The 21824-nt window shown below is 49.2% G+C and carries 21 protein-coding genes; 12 read left to right on the top strand and 9 right to left on the bottom strand.

All coding sequences use genetic code 11. The features are described 5' to 3' along the window. The first annotated feature begins 2 nt into the window (after window positions 1-2). The 4 genes from rimM (at window position 3) to tyrA (ending at window position 2929) form a co-directional block, all read left to right on the top strand. Window positions 3-533, top strand: coding sequence for a ribosome maturation factor RimM (gene rimM, locus IDAT_RS06530; protein ID WP_034732109.1), 531 nt, complete (start codon window positions 3-5; stop codon window positions 531-533). Further along, window positions 533-1303 (top strand): tRNA (guanosine(37)-N1)-methyltransferase TrmD, encoded by a 771-nt coding sequence (gene trmD / locus IDAT_RS06525; RefSeq protein WP_034732107.1) that lies wholly within the window; start codon window positions 533-535, stop codon window positions 1301-1303. The genes rimM and trmD overlap by 1 nt, the downstream gene beginning before the upstream one ends. A 20-nt stretch (window positions 1304-1323) precedes the next feature. After that, entirely contained in the window at window positions 1324-1683 is a 360-nt protein-coding gene (gene rplS, locus IDAT_RS06520; protein ID WP_034732104.1) for a 50S ribosomal protein L19, read from the top strand. Window positions 1684-1783: 100 nt separating this feature from the next. Continuing rightward, window positions 1784-2929, top strand: a complete 1146-nt coding sequence (gene tyrA, locus IDAT_RS06515; RefSeq protein WP_034732103.1) for a bifunctional chorismate mutase/prephenate dehydrogenase — start codon at window positions 1784-1786, stop codon at window positions 2927-2929. Here the strand turns inward: tyrA and IDAT_RS06510 are convergent. Then, window positions 2879-3259 (bottom strand): response regulator, encoded by a 381-nt coding sequence (locus IDAT_RS06510; protein WP_034732101.1) that lies wholly within the window; start codon window positions 3257-3259, stop codon window positions 2879-2881. The two genes, tyrA and IDAT_RS06510, sit on opposite strands and share 51 nt — an antisense overlap. Window positions 3260-3350: 91 nt before the next feature. Here IDAT_RS06510 and IDAT_RS06505 point away from each other — a divergent pair, with 91 nt between their 5' ends. Further along, window positions 3351-3974: a cytochrome b/b6 domain-containing protein gene (locus IDAT_RS06505; protein WP_034732099.1), complete on the top strand. Its 624-nt coding sequence runs from the start codon at window positions 3351-3353 to the stop codon at window positions 3972-3974. A 1-nt stretch (window position 3975) separates the two neighbouring features. On the opposite strand, the gene IDAT_RS06500 is transcribed toward IDAT_RS06505, so the two are convergent. Then, window positions 3976-4440, bottom strand: coding sequence for a c-type cytochrome (locus IDAT_RS06500; RefSeq protein WP_034732096.1), 465 nt, complete (start codon window positions 4438-4440; stop codon window positions 3976-3978). Between the two features lie 164 nt (window positions 4441-4604). Here IDAT_RS06500 and IDAT_RS06495 point away from each other — a divergent pair, with 164 nt between their 5' ends. From IDAT_RS06495 to IDAT_RS06480, 4 genes are all read left to right on the top strand, one after another. Beyond that, window positions 4605-7697, top strand: coding sequence for an amidohydrolase family protein (locus IDAT_RS06495; protein ID WP_034732094.1), 3093 nt, complete (start codon window positions 4605-4607; stop codon window positions 7695-7697). A 2-nt stretch (window positions 7698-7699) separates the two neighbouring features. After that, complete coding sequence (locus IDAT_RS06490) at window positions 7700-8983, top strand: amidohydrolase family protein (RefSeq protein ID WP_034732092.1); 1284 nt, start codon at window positions 7700-7702, stop codon at window positions 8981-8983. 152 nt (window positions 8984-9135) lie between these two features. Further along, window positions 9136-9441: an STAS domain-containing protein gene (locus IDAT_RS06485; RefSeq protein WP_034732091.1), complete on the top strand. Its 306-nt coding sequence runs from the start codon at window positions 9136-9138 to the stop codon at window positions 9439-9441. Between the two features lie 22 nt (window positions 9442-9463). Next, entirely contained in the window at window positions 9464-11110 is a 1647-nt protein-coding gene (locus IDAT_RS06480; RefSeq protein WP_051986628.1) for an ATP-binding SpoIIE family protein phosphatase, read from the top strand. A gap of 4 nt (window positions 11111-11114) precedes the next feature. On the opposite strand, the gene IDAT_RS06475 is transcribed toward IDAT_RS06480, so the two are convergent. Beyond that, on the bottom strand, window positions 11115-11447 hold the full coding sequence (locus tag IDAT_RS06475; RefSeq protein WP_034732088.1) for a translation initiation factor: 333 nt from the start codon (window positions 11445-11447) through the stop codon (window positions 11115-11117). Window positions 11448-11541: 94 nt separating this feature from the next. On the opposite strand from IDAT_RS06475, the gene cysB reads away from it, so the two are divergent. Continuing rightward, window positions 11542-12516 carry an HTH-type transcriptional regulator CysB gene (gene cysB, locus IDAT_RS06470; RefSeq protein WP_034732084.1) on the top strand — a complete coding sequence of 325 codons (975 nt, stop codon included), beginning with the start codon at window positions 11542-11544 and terminating at the stop codon, window positions 12514-12516. A 2-nt stretch (window positions 12517-12518) separates the two neighbouring features. Here the strand turns inward: cysB and IDAT_RS06465 are convergent, their stop codons facing one another. The 3 genes from IDAT_RS06465 to pabB are packed head-to-tail and all read right to left on the bottom strand — an operon-like array spanning window position 12519 to window position 15824. Continuing rightward, window positions 12519-13892, bottom strand: a complete 1374-nt coding sequence (locus IDAT_RS06465) for an L-serine ammonia-lyase (protein WP_034732082.1) — start codon at window positions 13890-13892, stop codon at window positions 12519-12521. 16 nt (window positions 13893-13908) lie between these two features. Further along, complete coding sequence (locus tag IDAT_RS06460) at window positions 13909-14505, bottom strand: CoA pyrophosphatase (protein WP_034732079.1); 597 nt, start codon at window positions 14503-14505, stop codon at window positions 13909-13911. Continuing rightward, on the bottom strand, window positions 14502-15824 hold the full coding sequence (gene pabB, locus IDAT_RS06455; protein ID WP_051986627.1) for an aminodeoxychorismate synthase component I: 1323 nt from the start codon (window positions 15822-15824) through the stop codon (window positions 14502-14504). The genes IDAT_RS06460 and pabB overlap by 4 nt, the downstream gene beginning before the upstream one ends. A gap of 120 nt (window positions 15825-15944) precedes the next feature. Here pabB and IDAT_RS06450 point away from each other — a divergent pair, with 120 nt between their 5' ends. Then, window positions 15945-17456 carry a fumarate hydratase gene (locus tag IDAT_RS06450; RefSeq protein WP_034732077.1) on the top strand — a complete coding sequence of 504 codons (1512 nt, stop codon included), beginning with the start codon at window positions 15945-15947 and terminating at the stop codon, window positions 17454-17456. Beyond that, window positions 17449-18729 carry a DNA recombination protein RmuC gene (rmuC, locus tag IDAT_RS06445; RefSeq protein ID WP_034732074.1) on the top strand — a complete coding sequence of 427 codons (1281 nt, stop codon included), beginning with the start codon at window positions 17449-17451 and terminating at the stop codon, window positions 18727-18729. The genes IDAT_RS06450 and rmuC overlap by 8 nt, the downstream gene beginning before the upstream one ends. A 27-nt stretch (window positions 18730-18756) precedes the next feature. Here the strand turns inward: rmuC and rimO are convergent, their stop codons facing one another. From rimO to IDAT_RS06430, 3 genes are read right to left on the bottom strand one after another with little or no spacing between them, the layout of a single operon-like run. Then, window positions 18757-20112: a 30S ribosomal protein S12 methylthiotransferase RimO gene (rimO, locus tag IDAT_RS06440; protein WP_051986626.1), complete on the bottom strand. Its 1356-nt coding sequence runs from the start codon at window positions 20110-20112 to the stop codon at window positions 18757-18759. A gap of 4 nt (window positions 20113-20116) precedes the next feature. Next, a complete protein-coding gene (locus tag IDAT_RS06435; RefSeq protein ID WP_034732073.1) occupies window positions 20117-20938 on the bottom strand; it encodes a S1/P1 nuclease in 822 nt (273 codons plus the stop codon). A gap of 40 nt (window positions 20939-20978) precedes the next feature. Further along, window positions 20979-21812: a hypothetical protein gene (locus IDAT_RS06430; protein WP_034732071.1), complete on the bottom strand. Its 834-nt coding sequence runs from the start codon at window positions 21810-21812 to the stop codon at window positions 20979-20981. Between the last annotated feature and the right edge of the window lie 12 nt (window positions 21813-21824).

Here is a 21824-nt window from a genome sequence, read left to right as displayed (position 1 = left end):
CGATGACGCAGACTCCTGAAATCGTAGTGTTGGGCCAATTGGGCGCAGTTTACGGCGTAAAAGGTTGGCTGAAAGTTCAAAGTTACACCGATGACGTTGAAGCCATATTTGATTATCACCCTTGGCAAATTCGCAAACAGGGTAAAGTGCAAACAGTTGAAGTCGAGGAATGGCGTCGACACAATAAAGGACTGATTGCCAAATTGGCTGGGGTTGATGACCGTGATGCTGCTCATTTATTAACGGGCGCAGATATCGAGATTCAAGCCGACCAGTTACCAGAATTGCCAGAGGATGAGTTTTACTGGCGCGATCTGATTGGTATGACCGTAGTGAATACTGACGGTTATAACATGGGAGTCGTAGACCAGTTGATGGCCACAGCATCGAATGATGTGATGGTGGTGAAAGCGAACAGCAACGACGCATTTGGTCGATCAGAGCGTTTGATTCCGTTTATTCAGAGTCAATACATTCAAACGGTCGACAGAGAAAACAAACGCATCGTTGTCGATTGGCCCTCGGACTTTTAATGGCTGAACAGCTACAGGTCGGCGTGATTACGCTGTTTCCTGAGATGTTTCAAGCGATTACCGAGCATGGTGTGACAGCGCGGGCAGTACGCGATGGATTACTGACTATTCAGTTGATTAATCCTCGTGACTTTACCCACGATAAACATCGCACTGTGGATGACCGTCCTTATGGTGGCGGACCTGGAATGCTAATGATGGTGCAACCGCTGACTGATGCGATTGCCGCAGCCAAGCAACAGGTAGGGGCCGATGCCAAGGTGATTTATTTATCACCGCAGGGTCGCAAACTTGATCATGTTGGTGTGAGTGAGCTCGCCGAACGTGACAAGTTCATCCTAATCGCCGGTCGCTATGAAGGCATCGATGAACGAGTGATAGCTCGACATGTTGATGAAGAATGGTCGATTGGAGATTACGTGTTAAGTGGTGGCGAGTTGCCGGCAATGGTCATGATTGACAGTGTCGCGCGGTTAGTCCCCGGAGTGTTAGGGCATAGCGCCTCGGCTGATGAAGACTCGTTTGCTGATGGCTTACTAGATTGCCCACACTATACACGACCAGAAATTTTAGATGGTGAGGCGGTACCGCCGGTATTGTTGAGCGGTAACCATGAACAAATTAGACGCTGGCGTTTGCAACAGTCGCTTGGGCGAACTTGGTTGCGACGTCCAGATTTGTTAAATAACCTAGCTCTGACTGACGAACAGCGTCAGCTACTTGATGAATTTATTCATCAGTATCAGGCCGACGCAGACGCGGGTAGTTAATCTAGGCAAGTGAGGCTAACATGGCAAAAGTAAGTCAGAATTTGATCAAAGCGATCGAAGACGAACAAATGAAAAAAGACCTTCCGGACTATGCTCCGGGCGATACAGTGGTCGTTAATGTTAAGGTAGTTGAAGGTAACCGTGAGCGTCTTCAGGCATTTGAAGGTGTGGTTATCGCGAAGCGCAACCGTGGTTTGCATTCTTCATTCACGGTTCGTAAAGTGTCTAACGGTGAAGGCGTTGAGCGTACATTCCAAGCGCACAGCCCACTGATTGACAGCATCACAGTGAAGCGTAAAGGTGCGGTTCGTCGCGCTAAGCTTTACTACCTCCGTGAGCGTTCAGGTAAATCTGCACGTATTCGCGAGAAGCTGTCTTAAGCATCACGCACTTGAAAAAACCCGCCAATGGCGGGTTTTTTTATGCCTAAAATCAGGCACAATGGGGATTAGCACATCTTTCAAGTAGTAGGACACAATCATGACAGTAGACAGCCAAGCAAGATTACAGCAATTACGTGAAGCCATTGATGAAACTGATAACGCGCTGCTGCAACTGCTCTACCGTCGTCGTCAACTTGCTGCAGAAGTAGGGGTGGTCAAACGTCATCTCGGCCAGCCGTTATTTGTGCCTGAGCGTGAAGCGCTATTGATTGAAGCTCGCCGACAAGAAGCACAACAATTGGGCCTTTCTCCTGATTTGATTGAAGATGTGTTACGACGGGTTATACGCGAGTCGTACTTGCAGCAGCAAGCGGCTGACGTTCATCTTGAAGACAAAGTGATTGTCGTCGTTGGCGGTGCAGGTGCGCTTGGTGGCTTGTTTGCTGAACGCTTTGGTGAAGCTGGCGCTGATGTGCGAGTACTCGATCGAGATGATTGGGGTGCTGCCGAGACACTCTGTAAAGACGCCGATTTAGTTTTGGTAAGCGTACCCATAGCACTTACGGAGTCGGTTATCGAACGCCTGCCTAAGCTGCCCGAACATTGCATTTTAGCCGATGTTACCAGTATCAAAAGTAAGCCATTGCAACAGATGCTCGATCAGCATTCAGGTCCGGTCGTGGGGTTACACCCAATGTTTGGTCCGCAAGTCGCAACCCTTGCCAAGCAGCTTATTGTGGTGACCGCCGGACGCGCAGCAGCGGAATATCAGTGGTTACTTGATACGCTTAAACGTTGGGGTGCACAGCTATACGAAACATCGGCCAAACGTCATGATGATGCTATGGGCTTCGTTCAAGTTATGCGCCACCTCTCGACTTTTGTGTATGGCGCGCATTTGGCGAATGAGAATGCGGATTTACAGGAGTTGCTCGATCTGAGCTCGCCGATTTATCGGTTGGAACTGATGATGGTCGGCCGCTTGTTCGCGCAAAATGCCGAATTGTACGCAGACATTATTCTTGCCCACCCAGAAAACTTCGCCATGATGCGCCGTTATTTAGCCACTTTTGATGCCGTTTTACGGCAGTTAGAAAATGGGGATAAACAAGATTTTGTATCAAAATTCGCCGAAGTTAGCGCTTATTTCGGCGATTTTTCGCAGAGATTCCTCGAGGATAGCCAACGTTTGTTAGCGAGTGCCGGCGATTCGCATCAACTCAGCCAAGTCGCTCGGAGCTAATGGTTTTTGCAGAAGGTGATTGATACCGGCAGCTTGACACTCAGCCTCATAGTCAGCCGGTGGATTACCAGACACCATGGCGGTAAGTGGTGTGTTATCACCCAATTCAGCGTGTACCTTGCAGTAAAGCTGTACACCATCAAAATCAGGTAGTTGATGATCTAGTAGAACTAACTGAGGGCGTTGTTGCATGATCACGTCAAAGGCTTCGCCCCCAGACTCGGCAGTAAGGATTTCTGCCTCTTGAAAATGGCTTAGCATTGCTCGCATGACTTCGAGTGAAATAAAATCATCGTCCACTATCAACACTTTAACGCGTTTGTCTGTCATATCTGCCTCCAAATACCAATACGTTGTAAGATATCAAAGCCAACGTTGTTTTACGAATAACGAATAACGAATAACGAATCACGGAGTCGTCATGAAGATTTGGGATAGTTTTATACGTGGTTATCATTGGCTACTCGTCATTGGTATCGCCGCACTGTGGTGGACCGCAGACCAAGGCATGATGGACTGGCATATGCGTATCGCCTTTGCCGTTGGTGGCTTGTTAGTGACACGCTTGGTGTGGGCCCTAGTGGGCAGCGAGAATGCGCGATTCAGTGCCTTTGTGCGCGGCCCGCGACGGGTTGTTGAGCACCTCAAGCACCTAAAAGACCGTGACTATCAACCACAAAATACGCACAACCCTGCAGGTGGTTGGGCGGTTCTGCTGCTGTGGTTGCTACTCGCTTTGCAAGTGGGCACAGGGCTGTTCACGACCGACGAAATATTCTTCTCTGGGCCGCTCGCATCTCTAGTAAGTAGCGACATGCAAGGGCAATTAAGTGATTTGCATGAGATCAACTTTAACGTACTGTTAACCGTTATCGCGTTGCATGTGGTGGCAATTTTAGTGTACCGACTTAAGGGCATCAACTTGCTTAGCGCAATGGTTCACGGCAAGCGTGATAATGTTAGCCAACCACGTTTAGTGAATGCGCTGTGGGCATGGGCGCTAGCGATTGTTATTATCGCCAGCACCTATTATTTTTGGTGGTAGTTTAATCTTTGTACTGATCGTGACAGCCTTTGCAATTCTTAGCTGCGGTCATAAACGCACCACGGATTTCGCCTTGGTCACCAGACTCAGCAGCTGCTAGTAAATTGCGTGCGTCAGCTTGCAGTTGCTCAGAACGCTCTTGAAAATCATCCCAATTGTCCCAGATGGCCGGCAGGGCGTCGGTGTTGTTACCTGGCATCGCACCCTCATGAGTAAAGCCAGACCAAGGTACTGCGGTCATATTCGCGAACACTTCTGCGCGCTCAGTGAAGATGGCTAAATCAAATGGCATATCACCTTTGATCATGTCACCCATGTAGGCAAAATTGTTTTGCATCACTGAGAACGCTTTTTGGCGGTATTCAACGGCTTTGTCCGCATCGTTAAATGCATGCTGGGCAACAACGCTTGCACTAGACACGGCAACAGCCGTTAAAACTACAACTTTTATAGACTTTAAAAACATCGTTTAGACTCCTTGTAGTGGATGCTTTAAAGATAATACAACGCTTCAACGAGATAACTACGCTGTTTATCCCTTATTAGATTGCGTTCACCTAATCTCTCGTCTTAATGTACGCTAGAACAGTGATTTTTGTAAAAACATAACAATCTAGAAAGGGGACGCCGATGATTAGCAGTAACCGCCTCAGCAAGTTGGCGGTAGCGATGTGTGCAGCGCTGCCAGCGCTAGCCTCAGCATCGCAGACCACAACTGTGCAAGGGTTGCATGACAACTCATCCGATTATGTCGCGTTACAGAACGCGACCATTATTACCGAACCAGGGCGCGCATTAGAGAATGCCACCTTGGTGATTCGCAACGGTAAAATCGAACGCATCAATGAAAACAACCGTGCGCCAGATGGCGCGCGGGTCATCGATGTGTCCGGTCATACAATTTATCCGGGTTTTATCGATGCCTACAGTAATTATGGTGTCGCCCAACCTGAAAAAGCGCAGCGTGGGCCATGGTTTTCGACACGTCCGCAATATAACAACAAACGTGAAGGCGGTAATGCGAGCAACGACGCTATCCATGCTCATGAAACTTGGGTAGATACCGCGGCGAGCGACAGTAAAACTGCTGAAAGCTACATTCAGCAAGGTTTTACCGCAGTGCAAAGTGCACGTTTGGACGGCATTTTCCAAGGCCAAGCGGTGACGCTTTCACTGGCTGACAAAATTGCCAATGATGTGATTTATCGCGCCCAGGCACAACACTTTGGTTCTTTCGATAAAGGCAGCTCACAGCAGCAATATCCGAACTCATTGATGGGCTCTATTGCACTGATTCGACAAACCTTGTCGGATGCTCAGTGGTATGAACAAGCTTATGGTAAAGATGCCTACCAAGGCAGCCCAGTTGAATATAACGCAGCACTCGCCGAGTTAGGCCCGATTGAGCAAGAAGGTATAGTGTTTAAAGTAAGCGATGATAAATCGCTATTACGCGCTCAAGCTGTGTTTAGCGAGTTTGATGTGCCAGTGACCTTCGTTGGCTCGAACTATGAATATGCGCGCCTCGATGCAGTAAAAGCAACCAATGCGAAGTTGATTCTGCCACTAGATTTTCCTGCTGCGCCAGAGGTATCTGGAGTCACCGACAGCCTAGACGTTGACTTAGCCGATTTACGCCACTGGGAACGCGCTCCAGGTAACGCAGCTGCGCTTGCGAGTGCCGACATCGACTTCTCGTTTACGTTGCACCAGCTACAAAAAGCCGGTGATTTTTGGCCTAATCTGCGTAAGGCCGTACAACATGGCTTAGACAAAGATCGTGCTTTAGCTGCACTGACAACAATTCCTGCGCAGATCGCTGGCGTCAGTGACAAAGCTGGTAAGATTGCGCCCGGTTACATGGCTGACTTTGTAATTGCCGAAGGTGACTTGTTCACTGATGGCACCATTAAATCAGTGTGGTTACAGGGGCAGGAGAAAGAACTCGCTCCGTTGCGTCAGGCTGACTTCAATGGCAGCATCGTGGCGGATATTGCCGGCCAAAGCGTAACCTTTGAGCTCAAGGGTGATGAGCGCGTCGGCGGCGAAGTTAAAGTCGGTGAAAGTAGCAGCAAGTTACGTAGTGCACGTCGTGACGAGGGTAGTCTTTCTTTCGTTGCCAACGCCAACTTAAATGGTAATGACGGCGTTTGGCGCTTTCAATTAGAGCAGACTGCTGAGCAAAGTTTTGCCGGTGTTGCCATAGGTCCAAACGGTAATGAGGTGCGCTTCAACGGCACGCGTTCGGAGACAACTGCAGACACCGCAACTACGGAAAATAGTCCAGCTGAACGTGTTGAGTACGTCAGTCGTCTAACCTATCCGAATGTCGCTTATGGGCATGATGGCTTGCCAGAGCGCCAAAACGTGCATATTAAGAATGCGACGGTGTGGACAGCAGATGAAGCCGGTGTTTTAGAAAATACCGACATTTTGATTCGTGACGGTGAGTTCTATCGCATAGGTGAAGATTTACGCACGCCATCAGGTTATACCGTGATTGATGCTACAGGTATGCATGTGACGCCGGGGATTATCGACGAGCACTCGCATATTGCAATCGATCAGGGCGTGAACGAAGCTTCTGAAGCTATTACTTCGGAAGTTCGTATCGGTGATGTCGTCAACCCTGACGATATTCACATTTATCGTTCACTCGCTGGCGGTACCACCATGGCGCAGTTGCTGCATGGTTCAGCGAACCCAATTGGCGGTCAAGCACAAGTCATCAAATTGCGCTGGGGTGCGACTGCGGATCAAATGAAATTTGATGCAGCGCCACCATCGATTAAGTTTGCGCTTGGTGAAAACGTCAAACAAAGCCGCTATCCATCTTGGTTAAGCTCGCGTTATCCGCAAACGCGGATGGGTGTTGAAACCTTGATGCGTGACGGCTTTACCGCCGCACTCGAATATCGTGCAGCGCAAGAAGCCTATCGTAAACTGAGCCGTAGTGAGCGGGAAAAAGTTGCGCCACCGCGTCCAGATTATCGTTTGAACACCTTACTGGAAATTCTCGACAAAGAACGCTTTGTGCATGCGCATAGTTACGTGCAATCAGAAATCCTGATGCTGCTGCGTTTAGCTGAAGACTTCGACTTCACTCTGACCACCTTCACGCACATCCTTGAAGGGTACAAAGTGGCGTCGGAAATGGCGAAACATGGCGCCGGCGGTTCTTCGTTTGCCGATTGGTGGGCTTACAAATTCGAAGTCTATGATGCGATTCCGCAGAATGCGTGTTTGATGGCTGAGAAAGGCGTACTTACATCGATTAACTCTGACAGTAATGACTTACAGCGTCGTTTGAATACCGAAGCGGCGAAATCAGTTACTTACTGTGGTATGTCAGAGCACGAAGCATTACAGATGGTCACTTTGAATCCTGCTAAGCAGCTTAAGATTGATCAGTACGTGGGCAGTATCAAAGAAGGCAAACATGCCGACTTCGTGCTGTGGAACAACCACCCACTGAGTTCTTATGCTCGGGTCGAACAAACGTGGATCAACGCCCGTAATTTCTTTAACCGTGAACGTGATGAACAACTGCGTGCCGAGCTGCAAAGCGAGAAGCAAGCATTGATTCAGAAAGTATTGGCTGACCCTGCAGCACAAAATGGCGCTGCTAACGGTTACAAACGTGAACAACCAGCGTGGCATTGCGATACTGAACACGACACCTGGTTAGGCACCTTCACTGCACACGCCCACGGAGGACACTAATCATGAAAAAGCTAGTATTAGCAGCGATGGCTGCCACCGTGACGCTCAGTGCGGCAGCCCACGACATCGTACCTGGTGAAGCGCAGCAACAACCCATAGTGTTGCAAGGTGGAACCTTATTTACCATTACTGACGGCGTTAAAACAGATACTGACTTACTGTTGGTAGACGGGAAAATCAGTGCTATCGGTCAAGATCTCGAAGTACCCAGTGATGCACAGGTGATTGACGTGAGTGGTAAGCACATTTACCCAAGCGTTATCGCTTTGGACACCACCTTGGGCTTGACCGAAATTGAGGCGGTTCGCGCGACTGAAGATAGCAATGAAGCCGGCGATATTACCCCTGAAGTCAGTGGTCACGTTGCGTTTAACCCAGACTCAGAAGTAATTCCAACCATCCGCTATAACGGTGTCACCCATGCGCAAATCGTTCCACAAGGCGAACTCATTGCCGGACGCTCAAGTTTGCTTCAACTTGATGGTTGGACCTATGAAGACATGGGCGAACGCCTCAATGTAGGTGTGCATGTGAACTGGCCGCGAGTAGGTATCAGCACCTCTTGGTGGGAAAGTCGTTCACCAGAGGAACAACGCAAAGCCAACGCTGAAGCACGCAAGCATCTCGAGCGCGCATTCGTGCAAGCGAAAGCCTATTACGATGCCAAGCAAGCGGGTGAGTTAGAAGGCACCGACTTACGTTGGGAAGCAATGCTCGGCCTGTTCGACGGCTCGTCAACTTTGTTTGTTCATGCCAATGATCAACGGCAAATTGAAGAAGCAATGGAGTTCACCAGCGAATATGGTTTTGATTGGGTGTTAATGGGCGCGCGTGATGCTTGGCGCATCGCCGACCAATTAGCCGAGGCCGAGGTGCGGGTCGTTTATGGGGCACCTTATGGTCTACCTACACGCCACGATGAAGGCTTTGATCAGGCTTTTGCTACACCAGCAGCACTTGCTGCAGCTGGGGTCGACTTCGCAATCAGTTACCCTGGTTATTGGGACGTGCGGAATTTACCTTTCGCTGCCGGTAATGCGGTTGCTTATGGACTTGATAAGGATGCTGCCTTAGAAGCCATCACCTTAGCTCCAGCGAAGTTTATGGGAGTCGACAACGAGGTGGGTTCCTTAGAGGTTGGTAAGCAGGCTACCGTTGTCGTTTCGGCTGGTGACTTACTTGACCCAATTGGACAGAAAGTTGAGATGATGTTTATTGAAGGTCGTTTAGTCGACCTGAACAATCGCCATCTGCAACTCTATAACAAGTATAAGCAAAAGCCTTAAGGCATTTGTTAACAAAAAGGCCGATGCGAAAACATCGGCTTTTTTCTTTGTGTTTTCGTGTAAATATAAGCGCAAACGCTTGTGTTTCTTGAGTTCTGTTGGCACTATCTACACGACTCTAATCTAATAATAACAACTGAAGTAGGTGCGTAATGTCGGTAATCCGTCATTTATCGAACGATGGTAAAGAGCTAACTATCTCTATTCATGGGAAGTTTGACTTTAATCTGGTCAATGACTTCCGTCGCGCATACAGCTCCATTGGTGATGAGAAACCATTGGTCTACATTGACCTACGTGAAACGGAATATTTAGATAGTTCAGCGCTAGGGATGCTGTTAAATATGCGCAAAGCGCTTAGTGACAACGTTCGCGGTATTCACATCATTAATTGCCGCCCTGAAGTCAAAAACATTTTAGACATCTCGCGCTTCGATAAATTGTTTACTATCGAATAGCTCGCCACTTGAGGCAAGGCATATGCTGAAGCCGTCACAACAATACGTAATCGATGTTTATCATGACGATAGCGCTATGGCTCATGCGCTGGTGTCGACGATTAAGCAATTGCGTCTAACCAAACGTATTCGCGAGCACGCCATAGAGCGCTGGCATGCGCAGTTACAGCCTACTCATACAACTCTTGTAGTGACCGAACAGCCTACCCTTGAACTCTTGGTGGCGCTCAATTGTCCGCAACAGTTATTAGTGATTCCGCAAACCTATAAATTTCCTCGGCATCGGCATTGGCAGGGCGATTACTTGCGTTGGCCCGCGCGTGTCCCCGAATTGATGCATCGCTTGCAACTCACGGTGAGCAACTTCAATATGCAACGCCAGTTGAGTGCTGTACGCGAGAGTTTGGTTTGGCATACCCAGCGGGTCGAGCGCGAATACGAACTTATTGAGCACATTTTTCGGAACGCATTGAGCCGCAATTTTCTTGAATACCAGCACATTCGAACCTTGGTCGCGCCAGCGGCAAAGTTTAATGGTGATCTGTGCCTAGTAGCCCCCGGACCCTTGGGTAATCTTTATGTGATGTTAGCTGATTTCACCGGTCATGGCTTGGCTCCAGCAACCGGTGCACTGCCGCTTTCCCAAGCCTTTTTTGCAATGGCGGATCGCAGTGTTGCGATCGCTGAAATGGTAACCGAGTTTAACTATAGGCTTCATCATTTATTACCTCATGAGATGTTTTGTGCCTGCATTGTGTTGGAGCTTTCGGCTAACGGTGAGCGGCTAAGTTACTGGAACGGGGGCATGCCGCCGGCCATTGTGTACTCCACTACGGGCGAAATAAAACATCAATTACATGCACAGCACTTGGCTCTCGGGGTGCTAAGCAACGACGAGTTTGATCAACAAGTCTCCACTATCAAAACCACAAGTACTGACTGTATTGCGTTGTATACCGATGGCGTGATTGAAATGCTCGGGCAGAATCGCGAGTTTTTTGGCTTAGACGCGTTGCAAGCACTGCTACAGAAGTACCCGAACCCAACACAATTTGAGCAACTGGTTGCTAGTTTGGAGAAGTTTCGTGGCACCCAACCGCTGCAGGATGATCTATCACTTGCAGTGTTGCAGTGCTGCCCCACCGGCCTTGCGTTACCTGAGGTGCAGACTGAATTACAGTCGTTACCTTTCACCTTTGCGACAGAGTTGCATCCAGTCGACCTGCAGAGGGTCGACGTAGTAAGTACCATTGTTGGCTTGCTAAGTCGCTTGCCAGCGTTGCATGGGCATCGTACGACGCTCTATTTGCTGCTGGCAGAGGTATACAATAATGCGCTTGAGCATGGCTTGCTGAGGCTTGATTCGCGTATGAAGAACGATCCAGAAGGCTTTGCGTATTACTACCAATTGCGCGCTGAACGCCTCGCGGCCTTAACTTCGGGCAGTGTCACTATTGCCCTGACTTATGACCACAGTCGTCATTATTTGACTTGCTGCGTGCGCAATAGCGGAGCGTCTTGGCAGTTACCGGAGCAGTTAGGTACTTTCGATCAAAGTCAGCCGTACGGACGCGGCCTCGAGTTGTTACAGCAACTTGCTGAACGTCTCGAATGGCGGGATGAAGGACGCGAAATTGAGTTCGGTTATCAGTTACCCCCGCGTTTGTAGTCGCTCAACCACCCGCAAGTTTAACTTTAAAACCCTGTTGCTCTAAGAATTGTTGAGCGGCGCTTCGTTGGTCACCTTGTAATTCAATAGTACCGTTTTTGACACTGCCACCGACGCCACAACTTTTTCGTAACTGTTGCGCATAGTCGCGCAATAAATTTTCCTGTTGCGGTAGGTCGAAGATCACGGTAACACCTTTGCCTTTGCGCCCTTTAGTCTGGCGTTGAATCCGCACGGCTTGGCTTTTATCAATCTGCACTGTTTCTGATGCGGTTTCAGTGCTGGTCTCAGTAGCGCGAAAACCAAGATTTTGTAATTGTTCAGATAAGCTTGACACAAAAACCTCGTGATTTACTCTTGGAATAAATAAGCAACGTGTTATATATTTTTCGAATAAGTAATCGAAACGACTTCACCGAACGAGTGCCCTTATGAAATTACAGCAACTACGCTATATCGTCGAAGTATTAAATCATAATCTCAATGTTTCAGCGACAGCTGAGAGCTTATTTACCTCGCAGCCGGGAATAAGTAAGCAAGTGAGAATGCTCGAAGATGAATTAGGCATTCAAATTTTTGAACGTAGTGGCAAGCATCTCACTCAGGTGACGCCGGCGGGGCAAGAAGTGATAGCCATTGCGCGTGACATTCTCGCTCAAGTTGACGGTATTAAAGCGGTTGCTAGTGAACATACGCAACCCGATCAAGGTAAGCTTCATATTGCCACTACCCACACCCAAGCACGTTATGCATTGCCGAGTAAAATAAAGCTATTTATGGAGCGCTACCCGAAAGTATCATTGCACATGCACCAAGGCTCACCTGAAGCTATTAGTGCCGCTGCGGCAAAAGGTAAAGCGGACTTTGCGATTGCAACCGAGGCGCTGCATCTCTATCAAGATTTAATTATGCTGCCTTGCTACCACTGGAACCGTTCGATAATAGTGCCTCGTGGGCACGCGTTAGCGGCTGAGAGTAAAGTGAGCATTGAAGCGCTCGGTGCACAGCCCATAGTCACCTACGTACACGGTTTTACCGGACGTTCTGAACTCGATAAAGCCTTCAGTCAAGCCGGTATTGAGCCGAATGTGGTGTTTACCGCAACGGATGCTGATGTCATCAAAACTTACGTGCGGGCAGGGCTTGGTGTAGGTGTAGTTGCCACTATGGCCTATGACCCGAGCGTCGATGGTGACTTAGTCGCATTACCAGCAGAGCATTTATTTGCGCCAAGTACTACCAAGATTGGTTTTCGTCGTGGCACCTTTTTGCGTGGTTATATGTACGATTTCATCGAGACGTTCGCACCGCATTTGACCAAGCCAAAAGTAGAAGAGGCGATGCAACAGCGTACGCAGGACGCGGTCGACCACCTCTTCAAAGATCTTGAATTACCGCTACTGTAGTTTTAGCACTCGATAATATTAACCGCGAGACCGCCGCGTGCGGTTTCTTTATATTTAGTTTTCATATCGTTGCCGGTATCCCACATGGTCTTGATGACCTTATCCAGCGATACTTTGTGGTCACCACTACCACGTAAAGCTAGGCGGGCAGCGTTGATGGCCTTGATGGCACCCATGGCGTTGCGTTCAATACAAGGCACTTGTACGAGCCCCCCAACTGGGTCGCAGGTGAGACCGAGGTTGTGTTCCATACCAATTTCAGCAGCGTTTTCAACGTTACTCACGTTGCCGCCCATCAATTCAGCGAGTGCTCCTGCGGCCATTGAGCAGGCAACCCCGACTTCGCCTTGGCAACCGACTTCCGCACCACTGATGGATGCGTTTTTCTTATAAAGAATACCGATGGCAGCCGATGTTAATAAAAATCGTACAACGGTTTCTTCGTCGAGTGGCGCAATGAACTTATCGGCATATTTCAGCACTGCTGGAATGATACCCGCGGCACCATTGGTGGGCGCAGTAACAACGCGGCCACCCGCCGCATTCTCCTCATTTACGGCGAGGGCGAATAGATCGACCCAGTCCATGGTTTGCATAGGGTCAGCCGAACGTTCGTTTTTCAGGCGTTGATAGAGACCCGGTGCACGGCGCCGCACTTTGAGCCCACCTGGCAAAATACCTTCAGTCTTTATGCCGCGGTCAATACATTCGTCCATGGTGCGCCAAATATGCATAAGGCCTGCACGAATATCGGTTTCACTGCGAAATACTTTTTCGTTGGCCAACATCAATGAACTAATCCGCATGCCATGCTCGTTACATAACTCGAGCATTTCCGCCGCACTATCAAATGGATAGGGGATGGGTTTCGACGATTGTTCGATGGCTTCTTCGAGGGTGTCGTCAAAGTCGGCATCGCGCACGATAAAGCCACCACCGATAGAGTAGTAAAGGTCTTTGAAAATTACCTCATCACCATTGTAGAGCTTGAGCTCCATCGCGTTGGCATGACGGGGCATGGTTTTGCGACGGTGGAACGTAATGGCGCCTTCTCGCGGAAACTTAATTTCGTGCTTACCCAACAACTTCAAGCGTTGGGATTTTTCGGTTTCCGCTAAAAACTCATCTACCTTGGTGCTGTCGACGGTTTCCGGCTGTTCGCCGGCGAGCCCTAAAATAACGGCCTTACCGGTACCATGGCCTTTACCAGTTTGGCCTAATGAACCAAACAATTCGACTTTGATGCCAGTCGCTTTGGTTAAACCCACAGCTTTGTCGGCGGCATGCAAAAATTCGTAAGCCGCGCGCATCGGGCCAACGGTGTGTGAGCTTGAAGGGCCAATGCCTACTTTGTAGATATCGAAAACACTAATCATAAATTTTGTTGTAAACCTATTCGTTAAGAGAACGATAAAGCGAGTGACGCTCAGGATACACGTGATCGGCTAATTCTCGCAAAATTCCTGCCGTCGCACCCCAGATATTTCTATGCTGATATGGAATAAAGTATACGCGATCGTACAAGAAGCGCTGCATCCGATAAGCGAAATGCCGTTGTTGATGCAGGACATGTGCAACCGGAACCGTGAAAATTTCAGCAACTTCATTCGGATCCGCTCGCAACGGCGCGGGCGGATGAATGAAGCCGACGTAGGGGCGAATGATGAAATTACTGATAACGGGGTAGTCTTGTAACTGTCCGATACATTCAACCGCATCGCGCGGCAAGCCGATTTCTTCTTCAGTTTCGCGTACCGCGGTTTCCCAAAGACTGCCATCATCAGGTTCTTGGCGGCCGCCGGGAAAGCTGATTTGTCCCGCATGATGGCGTAAAGATGACGCGCGTTGTGTGAGCACCAACTGCAATTCATTATCACGTTCCCACAACGGGATCAGCACCGCAGCTGGGCGAAAGCGTTTAGGGATAACCCGCGGCGCTTGGCGCGGCGCATGCAGTTGAAAGCGGTGCAAAAATTCTTCACGAGTCATGCGCCGACCTCGGTTGCAGCCAGCACGGGTAATATTTTCGCTACCTTGTCGAGAGTTTCTTGATACTCAGCCGCGACCTCTGAGTCGACCACTAAACCACCACCGGCCCAACAGTGAATGCGCGCATCACACGCCACTAAGGTGCGAATGGCGATACTGGTGTCGGCAGCGCCATGCTGCGAAAAGTAGCCGAAGCTTCCGCAATAGAAACTGCGGCGATGAGGCTCTAATTCGTCGATAATTTCCATCGCGCGAATTTTCGGCGCACCGGTGATTGAACCGCCTGGATAACACGCAGCTAAAAGATCGAGCGCGTTGCTGTGAGCCGGTAACTGACCCACAACAGTACTTACTAGGTGATGCACAGCCGGATAGCTTTCAATCGCAAACAAGGTCGGAACCTGCACTGAACCTGGTTCACAGACGCGGCTCAAATCGTTACGCAGTAAATCGACGATCATGACATTTTCAGCGCGATCTTTGCTAGCACTTTGGAGCTCATCCGCCAGTCGCTGATCTTTAATCGGATCGCTATGGCGGGGACGTGTGCCTTTGATCGGCTTGGTTTCAACCTGCCCCGCCGCACTGACGCGCAAAAAGCGTTCAGGAGAGTGACTTAATAAAGCTCCTTGCGGCAGTCGTAAAAACGCCGAGAAGGGCGCTTGATTGGTCGCTCTTAAACGTTGGTAGGCAGTCCATTCATCGCCTTGATAGGGAGCACTAAAGCGCTGCGCAAGATTGATTTGATAACAATCGCCTGCTTGTAGGTAGTCTTGAACTTTGCTGAAGCGTTGCCGGTAGCCTTCGGCGCTTATGTTGCTTCGCCAAGCAGCGGTAAGTGCGAAGTTCTCGCGCGGTACTGCAGGTTGTTGGTCGCAAGTCTGCCAAAATTGGCGCCAATGTTGCTGAGTTTCAGCTGCAGAGAGCAGCCATGTTTTGCCTGATTGGCGTTCGCGAATCAAGGCATTGTGATAACACCCTACGGCTAAGTCGGGTAGGGTAATGTCGGCAACCGCTTGATTAGGTAGTTGTTCCAGTGCGCGTCCGGCATCATAGCTAAAAGCGCCAGCCAAGCCACCTTGAAACGGCAACTCCTCCGGTCCTTCATAAGTAGGGATTTGTGCCAATAGCTGGGTTAAATGATGCGGCCAATCTGCGGCTAAGGTAACCACCTGCTCTGGCTGCCAAAAAATAAAGTCATAATGACTTTTAGGATGCCCACAGCTATCCAAAAATAGCGCCCAAGGCTGTTCGGCGATGGCGCCAAACAAGTCAGCAAAAGGGCGCTTGAGTTCGATTGTTTGAGCAACGATTGGCACAGCTTTTGACTCCAAAAAATATCTTGGCATAGCTTAACACAGTGCATGCTAAAACTGGTCAGCGCGGAGCGAAAACGCTATGATAGCGAGCAATCGTAACCCGTTGATGTTGAGGTAGACATGGCCGTTATTCGCCAAGCTGATTTTATCGAAAGTATTGCCGATGCGTTGCAATACATCTCTTATTATCACCCATTAGATTTCGTACAAGCGCTGGAGCAAGCGTACCACCGTGAACAGAGTGAAGCGGCGAAAAATGCGATTGCGCAAGTGCTCACTAACTCGCGCATGGCCGCGCAAGGGCACCGTCCGATCTGCCAAGACACAGGAATCGTGACCTGCTTTGTGAAAGTAGGAATGGGAGTGCAATGGGATAAAACAGACTTAACCGTTCAACAGATGGTTGATGAAGGCACTCGCCAAGCGTACACAAATCCTGACAACCCGTTGCGTGCATCGATTGTCGCGGATCCTGCCGGCAAACGTAAAAACACTGGTGATAACACACCAGCTGTAGTGCATATCGATATGGTGCCGGGCGATCAGGTTGAAGTTATGATTGCCGCAAAAGGTGGCGGCTCTGAGAATAAGTCGAAGATGGTCATGTTGAACCCGAGTGACTCGATCGCTGATTGGGTGGTTGAGACCATGCCTAAACTCGGTGCCGGTTGGTGCCCGCCCGGTATGATTGGCTTAGGTATTGGTGGTACTGCGGAGAAATCTGCAGTATTAGCAAAAGAAGCCTTGATGGATCCGGTGGATATTCAGGAGTTACTTGACCGTGGTCCGCAAAATGCCGAGGAAGAGTTGCGTCTAGAAATCTATGAGCGCGTCAACAAGTTAGGAATTGGTGCACAAGGTCTCGGTGGCGTGACTACCGTAATGGATGTGAAAATTAAATCAATGCCAACCCATGCCGCGTCAAAACCTGTAACCTTGATTCCAAACTGTGCAGCAACGCGCCATGCACATTTTGTACTTGATGGATCGGGTCCAGCTGATTTGCAACCACCAAAACTCGAAGACTGGCCTGACATAACCTTTGAGCTTGGTGATGATGCCCGTCGCGTCAACCTTGATGAAATCACTCAAGCAGATATTGAAACGTGGAAGACCGGTGAAACCGTGTTGTTGTCAGGCAAAATGCTGACCGGCCGTGATGCCGCGCACAAACGCATCAAAGATATGCTAGATAATGGCGAAGAACTGCCTGTCGACTTCACCAATAAGTTTATTTATTACGTGGGGCCAGTCGATCCTGTCGGTGATGAAGTTGTCGGGCCGGCAGGTCCAACAACGGCAACGCGAATGGATAAGTTTACGGACATGATGCTGGAAAAAACTGGTATTTTGGGCATGATAGGTAAAGCGGAGCGCGGGCCAGCAACAGTTGCCAGTATTAAGCGACACAAAGCCGTGTATCTGATGGCGGTAGGCGGTGCTGCCTACCTAGTTGCTAAAGCAATCAAGAAAGCGCGTGTGGTTGGTTTCGAAGATCTCGGGATGGAAGCGATTTATGAATTCGAAGTCGAAGATATGCCGGTGACCGTTGCTGTCGATAGCACGGGTGAGAATGCGCACGAGACCGGCCCGGCAATTTGGCGAGTGAAGTTGGCAGCCGCTGATGCTTAGTCTGGAGCTGTGGCAATGGTTAACGGCTGGCGCTGCCGCGCTAGTCGTTGGCGTAATTTTGGCGTGGCTGTGGCAGCGCCCAAAGGTGCAACAAGTAGCGCAACTTGAGCAACGGCTGAAGCAAGCAGAACAGTTGCAGCAGCAGTTACAGCAACAGCGCAGTCAGTTGCAAGCCGATCTAGCGGCGAATCAAAGCAAGTTAGAAAGCACGCTCAAACACGCTGAAGAGAAGCAACGCTTATTAGAAGCTAGTGAAGAGCGCATGAAAAAGGAATTTGAGCGCTTAGCCCAGCAAATCTTTGAACAAAAATCTGAACGTTTGCAGCAAAGCAGCAAGCAATCTCTGGAAATCACCCTAGCACCCTTTAAGCAACAGCTTGAGGCCTTTAAGAAGCAAGTTGAAAGCCAGTATACCGAAGAGTTAAAACAACGCGCTTCGTTGACTACAGAAATCACCTCGCTGAAAGAGCTTAACAAGCAAATGGCCGCCGAAGCAGATGCGCTCACCCGCGCCCTGAAAGGCGATACCAAAACGCAAGGCAACTGGGGAGAGGTGGTACTTGAGCGTATTTTGAATCAATCAGGGTTGCGCGAAGGGCATGAGTACGAAACTCAAAGTCACCATCGTGATGAGGACGGTCGCTCGTTTAAGCCAGACGTAGTTGTACATTTGCCCAACGAGAAAGACGTGGTGATTGACTCCAAAGTGTCACTGGTTGCGTATGAACGCTATTTCAACAGTGATGACGATAAAGCACGTGAGGCAGCGCTAGCGGAACACGTTAATTCATTACGCGCACACATTAAGGGGCTGTCGAAAAAGAACTATCAGCAGTTAGATAGTGTGCGAACGCTTGATTATGTATTGATGTTTATTCCCATTGAGCCAGCCTTTTTGTTGGCGGTCGATCGGGATCCTGAACTCATTCGCCTAGCGCTTGAACACAACATCATGTTGGTCAGCCCGACCAATTTATTGGTGGCGCTACGCACGGTGAATAATATTTGGCAGTACGAGCATCAGAATCGCAATGCGCAAAAAATTGCGGAAGACGCAGGTAAGCTTTACGATAAGTTTGTTGGCTTTATTGAAGACATGCAGCGTATCGGCAACAGTCTTGATACGGTGCGTAAGCATTACGATGGTGCAATGAATAAGCTCTCAAGCGGTCGCGGTAATCTGGTCGGTCGGGTGGAGAAGTTTAAAGAAATGGGTGTGCAATCATCGAAAAAGCTCGATAGCAAACTACTTGATGATGACAGCGACGCCTAAGCGTCGCTGATTTTTAGCCGTTCCAAACTAGCGAACAACGGTTCCCCACAGATCATATTCGTCAGCATGCTCAATTTGCACCTGCACTATATCTCCTGGTTGCACTTCGTATTCGCCATTTAAATACACCAACCCATCGATTTCTGGAGCATCTGCGTAACTGCGACCAATGGCACCTTCGCCATCAACTTCATCAATAAGTACTGCCAAGGTCCGGCCAATTTTCTGTTGCAGCCGCGCTGCGCTGATTTGTTGCTGGACTTCCATAAAGCGCGCGTAGCGTTCTTGTTTCACATCTTCTGGTACTGGATCTGGCAACTCATTGGCTTTTGCACCTTCAACATCCGAGTAGGTGAAACAGCCGACACGATCGAGTTGAGCATCGCGTAAAAACTGCAGTAATTCTTCAAATTCTTCTTCAGTTTCACCTGGAAAACCGACAATGAAGGTGCTGCGAATGGTGAGATCCGGACAGATTTTTCGCCAGTTTTGGATGCGCTCAAGCGTGCGATCAGCCGAGCCTGGACGTTTCATCAAACGTAAAATACGCTTATTCGCATGCTGCAAAGGAATATCCAAATAAGGCAAAATTTTGCCTGCAGCCATGAGTGGGATGACATCATCCACTGACGGATAAGGATACACGTAATGAAGGCGAACCCAGATCCCGAGCTTACCGAGCGCTTCACAAAGCTCAAGCATACGGGTTTTAACCGGTTGGCCGTCCCAGAAGCCAGTCTTGTGCTTGACGTCAACACCGTAGGCGCTCGTGTCCTGAGAGATAACCAGTAGTTCTTTAACACCAGCATTAGCGAGTCGTTGCGCTTCTGCCAAGACATTGCCGACCGGACGACTGACCAGATCTCCACGCATGGATGGAATGATGCAGAAGGTACAGCGATGGTTACATCCTTCAGAAATCTTGAGGTAAGCAAAATGTCGAGGCGTTAGTTTTACTCCAGTTTCTGGAACCAAGTTTTCAAAGGGTGCACGTTCCGGCTTAGGTACGTATTGATGCACATGCCCCATCACTTCTTCATAGGCATGCGGGCCGGTAATCGCTAGAACATTGGGGTGTACTTCACGAATTTCATCGTCCTTCGCACCTAAACAGCCGGTTACAATGACTTTACCGTTCTCGTTCAGTGCTTCGCCGATCGCATCGAGTGACTCTTGAACCGCGCTATCGATAAAGCCACAGGTATTTACAATCACCATATCGGCGTTGTCGTAGCTGTTCACGATATCGTATCCCTCAGTGCGTAACTGGGTCAAAATACGCTCGGAATCGACCAGGTTTTTGGGGCAGCCTAAGCTCACGAAACCTACTTTCGGCTGGCGCGACGCTGCAGCATCTTCAGGGATATAATTTTCAACTGTCATAAAGTTACTCGGCGTCCGCAAAAACGTTATTTAAATAAGCTGCGATGCGCACACCGCCTTGTTGCAAGCGTTGCTTCATCACTGGCGTGTAATTATAGACATAATCCCAACTCAAACTTGTCTCATCGGCCGCAGGGTAGACTTCATCACGCAACTGTGAACTTTCATTGATCCAAACATAAGGGTCAGGCGTTGCCCAAGTTTGCGCTTGTTCATCGGTAATGCGACGTTGCAACCAGTTGGAAAACTCAGTGTAGGATAGGTTTTGGTGCTCCACCAAGCCGGTGTCCCAAACGCTATGTAAATTGCTATCTTCACCGTAAAACTTAACTTTTACATCATTGCCACCGCGGTCGTTTAAGGCTGCTGAGCCAACGTGTAATGGTTGGTGCAAATCACCGATAATGTGTACGATGAAGCGCAGCGCAAGTTGCTTTTCATCGCGTGATGCGGTCTCACTTTGCAAGGTCGCAGTGAAATCCTCCAAAGCACTCATGGCATCACCCTGTGGGGGACAATCATCAGCGTGATAGTCATGCGGTTGTTGCAGTGTTACATAATGAAATGGATTAGCGGTTTTTTGCCAAAATTCACTTGGGTTTGAACGCATTTCATCAGCGTAAGTCGATGCTTCTGCAAGTGATTCTGGACCCAATAGGTCTTCGATTGCTTGTCGTGCGGCAGGGGTTAAATAAGCTTCGGCAATCTTGCCAGTGATGCGATGGCCGTTTTGTCCCCATGCAGAGGCAGTTGAAGTATAGAATGCTGCGGAGCAACATAAGGATACAGCGCTCAACGTGAGCAGAGCTGAGGTCATTGGTTTCATAGCTAGAGCCGTAAGTTTGTGGGCGTATTGGCCCACTATTTTACGGGATCTGTGGCAGAAGCCAACGATCTTTTGTAGTGTTGAACTGCTCGTCAGCCACAACAGCTGGAATTGCGCTATTGATCATGTCGATAGCACGTTTACCCCAAGTTGTAGTCGGGCAGCCTACCGCGCCTTCAACTGTTTCCCCCTGATTTTGCTGAATCGGCAGAAAAACTAAATCGATGGGTAATACTTGGTTGTGGTAATTGAGTAACATCGGATAATCAATTGTAAAATCTAAACGTCCAGCACTGATCATCGCGAGCAGGTTCGCATGGGCATCACGCCCAGAGATCTCTGAGTAACGTGAGGTTTTGTGTAAAAAACGCTCGATATATGGCTGTAAGTTCCCATAAAGCCGCGTAACAGGCTGTCCAAACCGGTACTTGCGCGTTTTCAGCAGTTCAACCAAATCGACTGGGTCGCCGAATTTGGTGCGCCATTCTTCAGCGAGTTCTTTGCGGGTAATGATACCGTGCGGGGGATATTCGAAAACCGTTGCAGAATATTCAATTAAGTCGGTTTCAACGCCGTGTCGAATCAGGCAGGGGTAGCAAACATTCTGTCCTTGACTGAGCAGTGCGCCGATACGGGCTTGTGGATAATTAACAATTTCGTGCTTGGCTTCGGGGAGCGCACGCTGAAAGGCTGCGATCATAGCATCGCAAACACCTTGTTTGGCAAAGTAGCCATCGACGATGTGAAAGGGTGGCGAATTATTAATTCCCCAGACAATATCGGCTTGCTCTTCTTGGGCATGAGCAAGAGGTGAGCTTGTTAAGTAAGCGATGATCCATAGCTTTGTTAGGAAACCGCATGCTCGTTTTAACAAATGCCAGCCTCG

Origin of the sequence: Pseudidiomarina atlantica (assembly GCF_000753735.1) — a bacterium.
Taxonomy (GTDB): Bacteria; Pseudomonadota; Gammaproteobacteria; order Enterobacterales; family Alteromonadaceae; genus Pseudidiomarina; species Pseudidiomarina atlantica.
Note: the sequence above shows the minus strand (reverse complement) of the source record. Positions and strands in the feature narration are given on the sequence as shown.